Here is a 14,354-nt window from a genome sequence, read left to right as displayed (position 1 = left end):
GGCAAGCCGGTGAGTCGCGGCCGCTCGAGGCTCGCGCTCTGGCTGCGTCGTGCGTGGCTGCGCGTCGTCAAACTGACCAATCCGGTGGTCGGGCCGTTTCGCGAGCGCTGGCGACGGTCGCTCAAGCTGCGCACGATGGCGGTCACCGGCCTCGTGACCGGCGTCATGATCGCGATCGCCGGCACCTTCATCTTGACGAGCATCGGCGACGACCTCTACTCGGCCCGTCGCGACCAGGTGCTGCAGGACTCGGCGCGCGCGACCGTCTCGGCCCAGCAGCTGCTCGATGCGTCGGACGCGAGTGAGCACAGCACGCTGTCGGCGCTGATGACCTCAATGCGGCGCGCGGTGAGCGACACGACGTCGAGCCAGATGTTCGCGGTGAGGCGCCAGCCGGGCCAGACCGCGACCGCCGAGGTGCCGCAGGACTTCAGCACCGAGATCGCGCTCGGCGACCTCATCACTCCCGACCTGGCGACGGCGCTACACAGCGGCGATGCGCCGCAGTACTGGCAGCCGGTCGAGCTCGACACCCCCTCCGGGGAGCCGGGCCCCGGCATCATCGTGGGCTCGACCCTCACCTTCCCGGGGGCGGCCGGCACGTACGACCTCTACATCGGGTACAGCCTCGCCGAGACCCAGAGCACGCTCGAGTTCATTCAGCGCACGCTCATGATCACCGCCGTCATCCTCATGCTGCTGATCGGCGTGCTCGTCTGGACCATGACGCGCATCGTCTTCCGGCCCATCAGGGCGGCCGCCGATACGAGCCGGCGCCTCGCCGCGGGCGAGACCCAGGTACGCATGCCGCGGCAGAACGACGAGCAGTTCGACCTGCTCTCGGACAGCTTCAATCACATGGCCGACACCCTGCAGCAGCGCATCGCCGAGCTCGACGAGCTGTCGGAGATGCAGCAGCGCTTCGTGTCGGACGTGTCGCACGAGCTGCGCACCCCGCTCACGACGATCCGGCTGGCCAGCGAGGTGCTCAGCGCGAAGGCCTCCGACATGGACCCGGCGCAGGCGCGCTCCGTCGAGCTGCTGCGCACGCAAGTAGACCGCTTCGAGCGGTTGCTCACCGACCTCCTCGAGATCTCGCGCTACGACGCCGGGCGGGTCACGCTCGAGACCGAGCAGACCAATCTGGTGCGCCTGACGGAGGAGGTGTGCGAGGGGCTGCAGCCCCTCTCGCCGAGCCTCATCGAGGTGCGCGCGCTGGGCGGGTACGCCCCCATCGAGGTCGATCCGCGCCGCATCCGCCGCATCGTCACGAACCTGGTGGGCAACGCGATCGAGCACGGCGAGGGCAACCCCGTCGTCGTCACGATCGACTCGAACCAGTCCGCGGTGGCGCTCACCGTGCGCGACTGGGGCGTCGGGATGAGTGCCGACGCCACCGAGCACGTCTTCGACCGGTTCTGGCGGGCCGACCCGTCGCGCAAGCGCACCCTCGGCGGCACGGGCCTCGGCCTCGCGATCGCGCTCGAGGACGCAGCGGTGCACGGCGGGCAGCTCGAGGTGTGGTCCGAGGCCGGCGTCGGCACGAACTTCCGGCTCACGCTGCCCCGCAGCGAGGGCGTGGCATCGTTCCTGTCGCCCCTACCCCTCATCGCCGACGAACACCTCACGGCGGCGGGCGACACCCAGTCCACGGGCGGCTGGTTGCGCCGCCCCATGCGCAATCTCGGGAAACGGCGGCGATCATGACTGCGATGCACGCTCACCCCGGCAGGCGGACGATCTCGCGCAGGATCCGGGCCGTCGCAGGCCTACTTGCCGCAGGGATCCTGCTGGCGGGCTGCCAGGGAGTGCCCTCGAGCGGTCCAGTCGCGGCCGGACTGACCGACCTCGAACAGAGCGATCAGCAGGTGCTGTTCAACCCGAATCGGCCCGTCGAGGGAGCGTCAGCGAAGGACATCGTGGGTGGCTTTGTTGACGCCGCCTCGTCGAGCACGGACAATTACGCGATCGCGCGCCAGTTTCTCTCGCCGGACTACGCCGAGCAGTGGGACCCGAGCGCCGGGGTGTTTATCTACGAGGGGTCTCGGCCCTTCCGAGAACCGGTGGAGGGCGTCGCCATCCTGTCGCTCTCGGCGACCGCGCTGCTCGATGAGCACGGCACGCTCACCCCGACGCCCGAGGGGCCGACGACCGATGTTCGCTTCGAGGTGGTGCAGGTGGATGGGGAGTGGCGCATCTCTTCCGCGCCGAACGGCATCATCCTTGACCAAGCGATCTTCACCGAGGTATGGGCCCCGCATCAGCTCTATTTCGCGGATGTCGCCGGGGTGCTGGTCCCCGATACTCGCTGGTTCCTCAGCCGGGCCACCGCCAGTACCAACATCGTTGCTGAGCTCATTGCGGGCCCCGCTGACCCGCTCTTGGGCGCCGTGCGCAGCGGGTTCCCGACGGGCACCGTGCTCGCTGCCGAGGCGGTGCCGATTGTCGAAGGGACTGCCAAGATCGACCTGTCGGGAGAGGTCGAGAATGCTGACGCGGCCGACCGCGAACTCATGAGCGCGCAACTCGCGGCGAGCCTTCGATCAGTGCGCGGCGTCACCGGGTTCGCGATTTCGGTGAATCAGACCCCCGGCTTCGCCGAGGGGCCGGTGGCGGCGCAGCCAGTGAGCGGCGCGCCGAAGTCGAAGTTCTCGGCAGTGATCATGGGCGAGGACGGGTTCGGGTTCCTGTCGACTGCCGGGTTTGAACCGCTTCCGGGGATCGGCGATGCCATCGCGGCCCTCGACCCGAGCGCCGTCACGCTCTCGCTGGACGAGCCAGTGCTCGCTGCCGTGCTGGAAAACGGCCGTGTGACGGTGTTCGGGGCGGGTGGGCCGGTGCCGGTGGACGACCGCCCCGGAGTGCTCGCGCCTTCGGTTGACCGCTACGAGTACGTTTGGGTCGGCTCGTCGGCGACCCCCACCACGGTGACGGCGACCCGGATCGGACGCGACCCCGTCTCGATCGCCGTGCCCTGGCTCGACGGCTTGTCGCTGCGCGCGTTGCGGGTGTCGCCCGATGGCAGTCGAATCGCGGCCCTCGTCGCCGACGGAGACAGCAGCGGGGTGGTCGTCGGAGGGATTATGCGCGACCGCGAGGGGCGCCCGATCGCCGTCACCGAGACGGCAGTCGTGAGCATGTTCCTGCCCGGCGCGCCGATCGATCTCGATTGGATGGACGAGACGCGCTTCGTCACGCTGACTGAGGTGGGCAGCGTCGCGCGAGTCACGATCGGCGGCCCGGGGCTCTTCCCGGTGGAGGCCGGATCGGTCGCGGAGGGCGTCAGCATCGCCGGGACCGGGTCGCGCTCGCAGCTGCGAGTGCTGGACGCGGAGGGCGCGCTCTTCGGGTTGCAGGGCAGTGGCTGGCAGCGTCAGGCGAACGGGGTGGAACTGCTCGCAAAGCGCGGGTAGGGGGGCTTTTCCCTCACAGAGGGGCAGACGACGAAGTTGTGCACAGATCGGCGCTCGAAGGCCGACCGGCTCGCGCGTGCGGGCAGCCTGAGGGTATGACTTGGACATTCCGGCTGCCGCGGGCGCTGCGCGAACTCGCCGCCGACCTCGCCGCGCTCGTCTGGCCGGTCGAGTGCGCGGGCTGCGCACGACCTGATCGGGCGTGCTGCGACGCGTGTCTCGCGGGGCTGCTGCGACAGGCGCATGCGGCAGCGCCGCAGGTGGCGGTGCCGGCTGACGCCGCGTCGCCGCCGGCTGATGTCGCTGCGTCGCCGGCCTGGGCGCCGGCCGCTTCGGAACCGACCGCCGTGGAACCGGCCGCGGCTGGCCCGCCGGTCTTCGGTGCTGGCGCCCACGAGGGGCTCCTGCGCGACCTCCTCGTGCCGTTCAAGCATGCGGGACGGACGTCGCTCGCGCCGATCCTGGGGAGGGTGCTTGCGGTGCCGCTCGAGCGCGCGCTGGCACTCGCACACGGGCCAGACCCGCCACTCGTCGTGCCCATCCCGTCCCGGCCCGAACGCGTGCGTGATCGCGGGTATCGGCACGTCGAGATACTGGGGCGCGAGGCGATACGGGCGCTCGGCGCCACCGGTGTGCGCACGCCAGTCCTGCGGCGTGCGCTTCGCACGCTGCCCGGACGCACGAGCCAGGTGGGGCTGCGGGCAGGCGCGAGGCGCAGGAACGCCGCAAAGATCGCCGTGAGTTCCCGGATGGTGTCGCGGGTGCGAACTCGGGAAGTGGTCCTGCTCGACGACGTTCGAACGACGGGCGAAACCCTGGCCGCAGCGGCCGCGGTACTGACGCGCGACGGTGCCAAAATTGTGGCCGTCGTGACGCTCTCGCAGGCGCTGCGACACGCCCCGAGAAAGTAGTTCTAGCCCCCACCCAGTCCAAGCGAGTAGGGTGCGGGAAAGGCGCTGAAAGTTCGCCCACACCTCTTGGGCAACCCGCCTTCGGAATGAGGAGGTCACCATGGACGTGAACATCCGAGGACGTAATGTCGGGATCACGGATCGCTTCGAAAGTTATGTGAGCGCAAAGACCGACAAGGTCGCGGGGCTGCTTCCCAAAGCCCAAGCGTTCGAGGTTCGAGTCTCTCGCCTCAGCGATCGAAGCCCGAAAAACGGCGACCGGGTTGAGGTGACGATCATCGGCCCCGGGCCAGTGATTCGAGCCGAATCCGAGGGCAGTGACAAGTACACCGCCTTCGACATTGCGTACGGCCGAGTGCTCGAGCGCATCCGTCGCGCGAAGGAACGCCGCAGCGATCGCCGCGGCCGTGGGCGTCTCTCACTCGGCGAGGCCGCAGAGCATGACTTTGCGCAGGTCGACATCACCCCGGCGCCGCTCGAGGTTATCGAGGCGGTGGCCACCGGGAACGTGCCGGTGCAGCCGTCCGAAGAGGCTCCGTACAGTCCCGTCGTCATTCGCAGCAAGGAATTCCCCGCCGCGAACCTGAGTGTCGAGGAAGCCGTCGACCAGATGGAACTCGTCGGACACGACTTCTTCCTGTTCGTCGAGCACACCTCGGGCAAGCCGAGCGTCGTGTACCGCCGCAAGGGCTGGGACTACGGCGTGATTAGTCTCGCCGAAGCCGAGTAGAACCGAGCTGCGGCGTTCGCTGCGAAGCTGTAAAGGAAATGCCCCGGGCCCAGTGCCCGGGGCATCTCCTTGTCTGGCGGAGGCGCTCGCCGCCACCATGATTCTTCTGGAGCGCTCCAGAAAGTACGAGACGAATCTGCCCGGGCAAGGCCTAGGAACGTCCTCAGTAAATTGCTAGGTTCGTCGGAATGCCGGGAGCCCGGCGGGCCGCGTACATCCGAGATCAAAGCTGATTTTGGGCGACCTAAGCAATGAAGCGGTGACGAGTATTTGGGGAGCAAATATATGGCGTTTTGGCAGAAGCAGGAGATAGCCGGGGAGTACACACCGGATCGAAGCCCACGGCGACAGCGAGGCAAGAGGGGACTCTCGATCGCGACGGCCTCGCTGATCGCGTGCACGTTGCCGCTGATGGGGATGAGCGCGGCCTACGCGGCCCCCTATTGATGGCGCACCGAGTATCGGTGACTCGCTCTTCGCCGGAATCGGGAACACCGGGTACGACGTCAAGCACTACGACGTGGACATTAACTACACATTCGACGCGAAGACGGACCGGGCCGCGAGATCGGTCGTTGCTCAGAACACGATCACCGCGAACGCGCCGGTCGAGCTCGGCAGTTTCTCGCTCGACTTCGAAGGCATGAATGTTGACGCGATCACGGTCAATGGGGCCCCGGCAACCTTCACCCGATCGAGCGACAGCACGATCGAGTCGTACAAGCTGCATATCGTTCCCGCCACCCCGGTGGTTGGCGACTTCACCGCGGTGGTGAACTACTCGGGTGTTCCCGTGACGCACAACGACAACGACGGATCAGAAGAGGGCTGGTACCACACCCCCGACGGCGCAATCGTGCTCGGTCAGCCGGTCGGCGCGATGGCTTGGCTGCCGAGTAACAACACCCCCGCAGACAAGGCGACCTTCGATATTGCGCTGACCGTCCCGACCACCATCGGCGGCAAGCCCGCTGGCGCCGTGAGCAACGGCGAGATGGTCGGCAAAGCGGTGTCGGAGGATGGCCTGGAAACCACGTGGAACTGGAGCCAGCAGAACCAGATGGCCACCATGTCGGCCATGCTCGGCATTGGCAACTACGACATCACCGAGGGCAGCATCACCTTGCTCAGCGGAAAGGTGATCCCCGAGTGGACGTTCGTCGACTCGGAGCTGTCGACCAGCGCCAAGGCGACGACCGAACTGCGCCGCAAGGAGATTCAAGAGATCACGCAGTTCCTCGAGAGCAAGTACGGGCCCTACCCCGGCAACAGCACGGGCTTCGTGGTGGACATCTCGAACGTGGGCTACGCCCTGGAAACGCAGGACCGTTCCTACTTCCCGAGCACCCCGGGCAAGAGCACCCTCGTGCACGAGATGGCGCACCAGTGGTTCGGCACCGCGGTCACCCCCGCAGACTGGAACAGCATCTGGATCAGCGAGGGCCAGGCGAGCTACGCCTCGAACCTCTACAACGAGGGTCACGGCGGAACCGCGACGAAGACGACCTACCACAACACCTGGCGCAGCACGGCCCCCGGCAGCGCGAACTGGACGGTGGCCTCCGCGGCGATGACCGACCAGAGGCAGCTCTTTGGCTGGCAGGTGTACACCCGTGGCGGAATGACCTTCGAGGCCCTCCGCCAGGTCGTCGGCGACGACACGTTCTTCGCGATCCTGCAGGCGTGGACGCAGAACAACAACGGCAAGAGCATGGTGACGGAGAACTTCATCTCCCTGGCAAGCGAGATGTCGGGCAAGGACCTGACGGCCTTCTTCCAAGACTGGATCTACGACACAGACAAGCCAGCCTGGCCGTCGTTCTGGACACTCGGCCTCGGCAGCGATCCTGCCGACGGAGTGGTCGCTCCGGGTGACGAGATCACGTACACGCTGACCGCGACGAACGCCGGGCAGGTTGACCTTGCCGGCACGGCGCAGGTGGACCTCGCCGGGGTGCTCGACGACGCGACGCTGGACACCGCGGCGCTCGATCCGAGTCTGACGCTGACGGGCACCACCCTGAACTGGGCGGTCCCCACGACGACCGGCACGAACGCCGCCACGGCGAACTTCAGCGTGAAACTCAGCGATCGCGCCTACGATGCGGCGCTCGACGCGACCGCTTCCGGCTCGCTCGGATCGACGTGCACCACCTGTGCGACCGCGCACACCACCGCGGCGGTCCCGGTGATCACCGACGACGACCTCACCGACAGCAACCGCGGTGACCTTGTGGTTCCGGCGACGGCGGTCCCCGGCGACATGATCACGGTTGATTTCGCGAACGATGCCTACAACGGCACCACGGTCACGGGTGTGCTGTTCTCGGACCCCCTTGATCTCGGTGCGAGCGCGGTGGCCGAGGCCGCGGCGAAGTTCAAGATTCCCGCGAATGCTCCCCTGGGCAAGCACCGCGTGGCGGTGTTCGACTCGATCGGACTCTTGATTGGTTGGGCCGATATTGAGCTGGTCGCGGCCCCGGTCGACACCAAGCCGCCGGCAACGGGCACGGGCAATGGATCGGGCCTGTCGTCAACCGGTTCGGACGACGCCGGGCTGTGGGTCGCCGGAGGTGCAGCGGCACTCCTGCTGCTCGGCGGCGGGGCCCTGCTGCTCGCGCGTCGGCGCACGGTCGCTGAGTAGATAACGAAGACACGATGCCCCGGGCCAAGTGCCCGGGGCATCGTGCGTTCCCCCGCACACCCCACCCCCTCAAATTTCGCGGCCAACGAACGCCGCGGGTGAATCCGCTGACTCTCAGTGGTGCCGCCCGCCGGTATTGCTAGGCTGAGGCGTTGTCACAATTCGGCAACGACCGGCGCACCGCCTTACGCGGTGGGGCCGCCCGCACGGCACAGGAGATAATCAACGTGGCTACTGTCCTCGAGAAAGTCCTCCGCTTCGGCGAAGGTCGCAACCTGAAGAAGCTGGAACGCCAGGCCCAGCTGGTGGCCAAGCTTGAGGACTCCTTCACTGAGCTGAGTGACGACGAGCTGCGCGGCGAAACGGCGTCGTTCCGTGAGCGCATCGCCGCGGGCGAGAGCCTGGACGACCTGCTGCCCGAGGCCTTCGCCGCGGTGCGCGAGGCCTCGAAGCGTACACTCGGCCTGCGTCACTTCGACGTACAGATCATGGGTGGCATCAACCTGCACCACGGCAACATCTCGGAGATGAAGACCGGTGAGGGCAAGACCCTCGTCGCCACGCTCCCCGCATACCTCAACGCACTGGCCGGCAAAGGCGTTCACGTCGTCACGGTCAACGACTTCCTCGCGAGCTACCAGAGCGAGCTCATGGGCCGCGTCTTCCGTGCGCTTGGCATGACGACCGGCTGCATCATTGCCGGGCAGGATCCGACCGAGCGCCGCAAGCAATATGCCGCCGACATCACGTACGGGACGAACAACGAGTTCGGCTTTGACTACCTGCGCGACAACATGGCGGCGTCGGCGATCGAGCGCGTGCAGCGCGATCACTTCTTCGTCATCATCGACGAGGTCGACTCGATCCTGATCGATGAGGCGCGCACGCCGCTGATCATCTCGGGACCGTCATCGGGCGAGGCCAACCGCTGGTTCGCGGACTTCGCGCAGCTGGTGCGCAAGCTCGTCCCGGGCACCGACTACGAGGTCGACGAGAAGAAGCGCACGATCGGTGTGCTCGAGCCCGGCATCGAAAAGGTCGAGGACTACCTCGGCATCCACAACCTCTACGAGTCGGTGAACACCCCGCTGATCTCCTTCCTGAACAACGCCATCAAGGCAAAGGCGCTCTTCGCGCGCGACAAGGACTACGTCGTGCTCAACGGCGAGGTGCTGATCGTTGACGAGCACACCGGCCGCATCCTGGCCGGGCGCCGCTACAACGAGGGCATGCACCAGGCCATCGAGGCCAAGGAAGGCGTGCAGGTCAAGGCCGAGAACCAGATGCTCGCCACCGTCACGCTGCAGAACTACTTCCGCCTGTACGAGAAGATCTCGGGCATGACGGGTACTGCCGAGACCGAGGCTGCCGAGTTCATGGGCACCTACAAGCTGGGCGTCGTCTCGATCCCGACGAACAAGCCGATGCGTCGCGTCGACCAGCCGGACCTCGTGTACAAGAACGAAGAGGTCAAGTTCGCCGAGGTCGTCAAGGACATCGCCGAGCGTCACGAGGCGGGGCAGCCCGTGCTCGTCGGCACGACCAGCGTCGAAAAGAGCGAATACCTCTCGCGGCTGCTCGCGAAGGCCGGCGTCCGCCACGAGGTCTTGAACGCCAAGAATCACGCGCGCGAGGCCGCCATCATCGCGCAGGCGGGTCGGCTCGGCTCGGTTACCGTCGCCACCAACATGGCCGGCCGCGGTACTGACATCATGCTCGGCGGCAACGCTGAGTTCCTCGCGGTCTCTGAGATGGCGGCCCGCGGGCTCTCGACCACCGAGACGCCGGACGAGTACGAGGACGCGTGGGACGACGTGTTCGCCGCGGTCAAGGAGACCGTGCAGACCGAGGCCGATAAGGTCGTCGAGGCCGGCGGGCTCTACGTGCTCGGCACTGAGCGCCACGAGTCGCGCCGCATCGACAACCAGCTGCGCGGTCGTTCAGGTCGTCAGGGTGACCCGGGCGAGAGCCGCTTCTACCTGTCGCTGACCGACGACCTCATGCGACTGTTCAACTCGGGTGCCGCAGCGGCCCTGATGAACCGCAGCGGTGTGCCCGATGACATGGCGATTGAGTCCAAGGTCGTCAGCCGCGCCATCCAGAGCGCCCAGAGCCAGGTCGAGGCGCGCAACGCTGAGATTCGCAAGAACGTCCTCAAGTATGACGACGTGCTCGACCGCCAGCGCAAGGCGATCTACGGCGACCGCGCCCAGATCCTGAACGGCGAAGCCATCGAGGATCGCGTCAACGCGTTCCGCACCGATGTCATCGACGCGATTCTCGACACTCACACCTCGACCGGCAACGGCGACGACTGGGACTTCGACGCGCTGTGGGCCGACTTCAAGCAGCTCTACCCGATCAGCCTGACGATCGACGAGGTCATTGCCGAGGCCGGAAGCCGCGGCAGTGTCAACCGCGACTTCATGCGCAAGGAGATCCTGTCGGACGCCGAGCACGTGTACGCGGGCCGCGAGGCGGCCCTCGGCACGGAGGCGATGCGCGAGCTCGAGCGACGCGTCGTGCTCTCGACGATTGACCGCCGCTGGCGCGACCACCTCTACGAGATGGAGTACCTGCGCGAGGGCATCGGCCTGCGCGCAATGGCGCAGCGCGACCCGATCGTGGAATACCAGCGCGAGGGCTTCACGCTGTTCAACAGCATGATGGGCCAGATCAAGGAGGAGGCCATGGGCCTGCTCTACCACCTCGAGGTGCAGGTGCGGCCCGCGGCGGAAAGCCCGGACGGTCACGTCCACCTCCAGGGTGGCGGCATCGAAGAGACCGAGCAGGGGATCGATCAGTCGAAGCTCAGCTACACCGCTCCCAGCGAGGACGGCGATGCTGAGGTGCGCGGCGCGAGCGGCCGGGTCAACCAGGCCGCCACGGCGAAGCAGCAGGCTGCCCAGCGCGGCGCCTTTGGCCAGCAGGTACCGACCGACGACGCTGCTCCGACGAACCGCGCGGATCGCCGCAAGAAGAAGTAGCCCCTCAGGGCCCTTTGACCATACGAAGCACGGGAGACATCAATGTCCAATGAGGCGAATTCCCGCCCCACGAAGAGCCAGCGCCGTGAGCAGGCACGTGCCGACGCGAAAGCGGCGCGGGCCAAGCAGCAGCAGAAGGAGAAGCGCAATCGGCGCCTCCTGCAGGGTGGCGTAGCGCTCGCGATCCTGGCGGTCATCGCCATCGTCGCGATCGTCATCACGACCTCGATGCGCCCGATCGGCCCCGGGCCGAAGAACATGGCCAGCGGCGGTGCCGTCTTCGGTGCCGATCTCGTCGTGCAAGAGACCCCCGCGCTCAAGGATGGCGCCGACATCGTGCCGACCAAGGTCGACCGCGAGAAGGCCCCGCTCGACATCGTGGTCTACCAGGACTACATGTGCCCGTTCTGCGGCCAGTTCGAGCAGCTCAACGGATCGGTGCTCGAGAACTGGGCCGGCAACGGGCAGGCGACGGTCGAGCTGTACCCGCTGAACATCCTCGACCCGCAGTCCGCGGGAACGAAGTACTCGACACGTGCCGCGAATGCGTTCGCGTGCGTCGTTGAGCAGCAGCCCAAGGCCGCTTGGAAGTTCAACCAGCGCCTGATGAGCAAGGACGTGCAGCCCGCGGAGCAGACGCAGGGCCTCACGAGTGACGAGCTGCTGAAGCAGGCCGAGAAGGCTGGCGCCAAGCTGGATCCGGCGCTCGTCTCGTGCGTCAAGGAAAACCGCTTCGGCGCCAACATTGACAAGCAGACCCAGCGCATGCTGAACGGTCCCGTGCCGAACCTCGCCGAGGGCGTCGCGCTCCCGACCGGTTCGCAGGACGGGTCACTGCAGGATCCCGACAAGCCCCAGCGCATCACGAGCACCCCGACCGTGCTGGTGAACGGTGAGGTTGCGCCGCTCGACACGTCTTTGGAAGAATTCCTCCTGAAGAAGTACGCTGAGGTAACCGGAAACGGTGCTGCGGCAGATACGAAGAAGTCGGAGTAACGCTCCACACCGCCCGCCCGGGTCTCTCGGGCGGGCACAAGCCGGCTTGGCGCAGTGGTAGCGCAGTGCTCTTGTAAAGCGAAGGTCGCGGGTTCAAATCCCGCAGCCGGCTCGAATGTGATGTTGCAAAATGTCCACAACCGCCGGGTCCCGTATGGGGCCCGGCGGTTGTGTTTTGTGTGTGTAGGCCGGGTTGCGTCCGCTGGCGCGTACTTCTCGGAGGAATCTGAGTTGTTGGAGCCCCCGAGTCAGGTTTTGGGCTCCGATAACGCAGATTGCTCCGTTATGTGGTGGCCGGGTTGCCGCGCACCGGCACCGCGCACCGGAACAGCGTGCCCGGGCACGCCTACCCTGCAGGTGCCTGCGCGCGCAGCGAGCCGCTAGACCTGCTCGAGCTCCTTGCGGGGCCTCGCCCAACGAGCGGCGAGGTCAGGGCCATCCCAGACCTTGACGACGCCCCAGGCGACGGCCGCGATCGGGACAGCCAGCACGGCGCCCAGGATCCCGCCGAGGACGGTGCCGACGGTCAACGCCAGCAAGATAACGAGCGCGTGCAGCTTGAGGGCGCGGCCCATCAGGACGGGCTGCAGGAAGTTCCCCTCGAGCTGATTCACCAGCACAACGACGCCGATCACGAGCAGCGCGTTCACGGGCCCATTTGCAACGAGGGCGACGAGGGCTGCCAGGATCCCGGCGACCGTGGCGCCGACCAGGGGAATGAACGAGAGCAGGAAGACGAGCACCGAGAGCGGCAGGGCGAGCGGCACCTGCAGGATCGTGATGCCGATACCGATGCCGATCGAGTCAACGAGCGCCACCGCAGCCGTACCGCGAATGTATGACCCGAAGGTCTGCACTGTCTTCTCCCCGACCCGACGCGCGCGCTCAAGGTGATCGTCGTGGAACGGGCGCAGCATGAACGACCAGATCCTGGGGCCGTCCTTGAGGAAGAAGAACAGCACGACGATCATGAGCACGAGCCCGGTCACAAAGTTTGAGACGGCTCCGACGCCGGCAAGCGCGCCGCTGCCGAACTGGCTGCTCGTGAGAAAGTCGATGACCGTCTTCTGCCAGTCCGCAAACTGGTCGGCACTCGGGGCGAACGGCAGGTGGCGGCCCCACTCGAGCACCTGCTCGAAGCCGTCCTGCGCCTGCGCGGAGAGGTCGTCCCACTGGTCGCGCACGGCCGAGACAATGAGCCAGCCGACGCCGGTCAAGATGAGGAGCACCGCGACCAAGACGAGTACCGTGGCCAGCGCGTCCGGCACGCGGTGAGCGCGCATCCATCGCATGACCGGCGCAAACGCGCTCGCGATGATGAGCGCGAGCAGGATCGGGATGACTACGATCGTGAGCGATTGCAGGCCCCAGATGACGGCGATGAGCAACGCCACGACCGCAATGATCTGGATGGACCGGGTCGCGATGAAGCCGAATCCCTGGCTCCAGAGGCCCCGGTGCACGGGCGGTTCTGGGGTGCGGTCGACGGCCGGGTTCGCGTCGCGCGGTGCCGGCCGGGCGGCGGCTGCGCCTGCGGCGAATGCCTGCTCTGCGCGTCGCCTATCTGATCGCCGTCCAAACATTGCGTGCTCCCTCGATGTCGCGTCGCTTCCCGCGCTGCCTTGGGCGCATGCCCGGGAGGCCCAGCTTAGGGGGCAAGTACTGGACGGGCCATGGGGTGGGCCCGCGCGGCGGTACTGTTAGGGGATGAGTGCGCCGCGAGGAATCCCAGTTTGGATCGCTCTTTTGGGTTCTGGCGTCGCCGGAATTCTCGTCGCTTCGCAGTCGCGCCTCAATGGCGGGCTCGGCGCCACAATCGACAACGGGATCCTCGCCGCCGCGATCTCATTTGGTGCGGGCCTGCTCGTCATGATTCTCGCGGTCGCGCTGTCGTCCAACGCGCGGGCGGGGCTCGGGCGTGTGCGTGCGGGGGTGCGTGAGCGCGGCTTCCCCGCCTGGGCGCTCCTAGGGGGTCTCTGTGGCGCGTTCTTCGTGATCTCGCAGGGGGTCGCCGTCGGGGTGTTGGGCGTCGCGCTCTTCACTGTCGGCATTGTTGCGGGTCAGGTGGTTGGTGGCCTGGTGCTCGACCGGATCGGGCTCGGCCCGGGCGGGCGCGTCGTGCCGACCATCCCACGGGTGTTTGGTGCCGTGCTCGCGATCATCGCGGTCGCCGTTTCGGCCTGGACCGGGCTCGGTGATTCCTCCGGCGTCGCCCTGCTCATCCTCCCGCTGCTCGCCGGCCTCGCCGTCTCCTGGCAGTCCGCGGTCAATGGCCTCGTGCGGAGCGTCGCGGAAAGCGCCATCACGGCGACGTTTATCAACTTCGTCGTTGGCACGGTTGCGCTGGGCATCGCCGCCGCGATTTCGGTCGGGCTGCGCGGCTGGCCCACCGATTGGCCAGGGGAGTGGTGGTGGTACGCGGGTGGGCCGCTCGGCTGCCTCTTCATCGCTCTCGCCGCGATCTTTGTGCGCTCGGCCGGGGTGCTCTTGCTGAGTATGTCCAACGTCGCCGGACAGCTGATCGGCGCTCTCGTGCTCGACGCGGTCGCGCCGGTTCCCGGGCGAGGCGGGAACGAGCTGCTGCTCGGTGCGGGTATCGCGCTCGTCGCGGTGGTTATCGCCTGCCTGCCGAGTCGGAAGCGCACTCCGGCGTCGGCCACTGCGAGCTAGGTT

General features: G+C 67.1%; 9 protein-coding genes and 1 tRNA gene. 9 read left to right on the top strand and 1 reads right to left on the bottom strand.

Annotation, left to right across the window (positions count from 1 at the left end):
- Positions 1–9: 9 nt before the first annotated feature.
- The 8 genes from mtrB to JW030_RS11650 all read left to right on the top strand — a co-directional run bounded on the left by mtrB (position 10) and on the right by JW030_RS11650 (position 11,793).
- Positions 10–1,707 (top strand): MtrAB system histidine kinase MtrB, encoded by a 1,698-nt coding sequence (gene mtrB, locus JW030_RS11685; RefSeq protein ID WP_188045656.1) that lies wholly within the window; start codon positions 10–12, stop codon positions 1,705–1,707.
- Entirely contained in the window at positions 1,704–3,413 is a 1,710-nt protein-coding gene (locus JW030_RS11680; RefSeq protein ID WP_188045657.1) for a GerMN domain-containing protein, read from the top strand. The genes mtrB and JW030_RS11680 overlap by 4 nt, the downstream gene beginning before the upstream one ends.
- 95 nt (positions 3,414–3,508) lie before the next feature.
- Positions 3,509–4,324 (top strand): ComF family protein, encoded by an 816-nt coding sequence (locus tag JW030_RS11675; RefSeq protein WP_188045658.1) that lies wholly within the window; start codon positions 3,509–3,511, stop codon positions 4,322–4,324.
- Positions 4,325–4,424: 100 nt separating this feature from the next.
- Positions 4,425–5,054, top strand: coding sequence for a ribosome hibernation-promoting factor, HPF/YfiA family (gene hpf, locus JW030_RS11670; protein WP_188045659.1), 630 nt, complete (start codon positions 4,425–4,427; stop codon positions 5,052–5,054).
- A 520-nt stretch (positions 5,055–5,574) separates the two neighbouring features.
- The gene (locus tag JW030_RS11665; protein ID WP_241095451.1) at positions 5,575–7,698 is read left to right on the top strand and encodes a M1 family metallopeptidase; all 2,124 of its coding nucleotides are present in this window, start codon (positions 5,575–5,577) and stop codon (positions 7,696–7,698) included.
- 227 nt (positions 7,699–7,925) lie between these two features.
- A complete protein-coding gene (secA, locus tag JW030_RS11660; RefSeq protein ID WP_188045660.1) occupies positions 7,926–10,685 on the top strand; it encodes a preprotein translocase subunit SecA in 2,760 nt (919 codons plus the stop codon).
- 42 nt (positions 10,686–10,727) lie between these two features.
- A complete protein-coding gene (locus JW030_RS11655; RefSeq protein WP_188045661.1) occupies positions 10,728–11,681 on the top strand; it encodes a thioredoxin domain-containing protein in 954 nt (317 codons plus the stop codon).
- A 40-nt stretch (positions 11,682–11,721) separates the two neighbouring features.
- Positions 11,722–11,793 (top strand) — tRNA-Thr (locus tag JW030_RS11650).
- Between the two features lie 268 nt (positions 11,794–12,061).
- On the opposite strand, the gene JW030_RS11645 is transcribed toward JW030_RS11650, so the two are convergent.
- On the bottom strand, positions 12,062–13,264 hold the full coding sequence (locus JW030_RS11645; RefSeq protein WP_188045662.1) for an AI-2E family transporter: 1,203 nt from the start codon (positions 13,262–13,264) through the stop codon (positions 12,062–12,064).
- A 124-nt stretch (positions 13,265–13,388) separates the two neighbouring features.
- On the opposite strand from JW030_RS11645, the gene JW030_RS11640 reads away from it, so the two are divergent.
- Positions 13,389–14,351: a DMT family transporter gene (locus JW030_RS11640; protein WP_188045663.1), complete on the top strand. Its 963-nt coding sequence runs from the start codon at positions 13,389–13,391 to the stop codon at positions 14,349–14,351.
- Positions 14,352–14,354 lie beyond the last annotated feature (3 nt).

Source organism: Leucobacter sp. CX169 (genome assembly GCF_017161405.1).
In the GTDB taxonomy this organism is placed as follows: domain Bacteria; phylum Actinomycetota; class Actinomycetes; order Actinomycetales; family Microbacteriaceae; genus Cx-87.
Note: the sequence above shows the minus strand (reverse complement) of the source record. Positions and strands in the feature narration are given on the sequence as shown.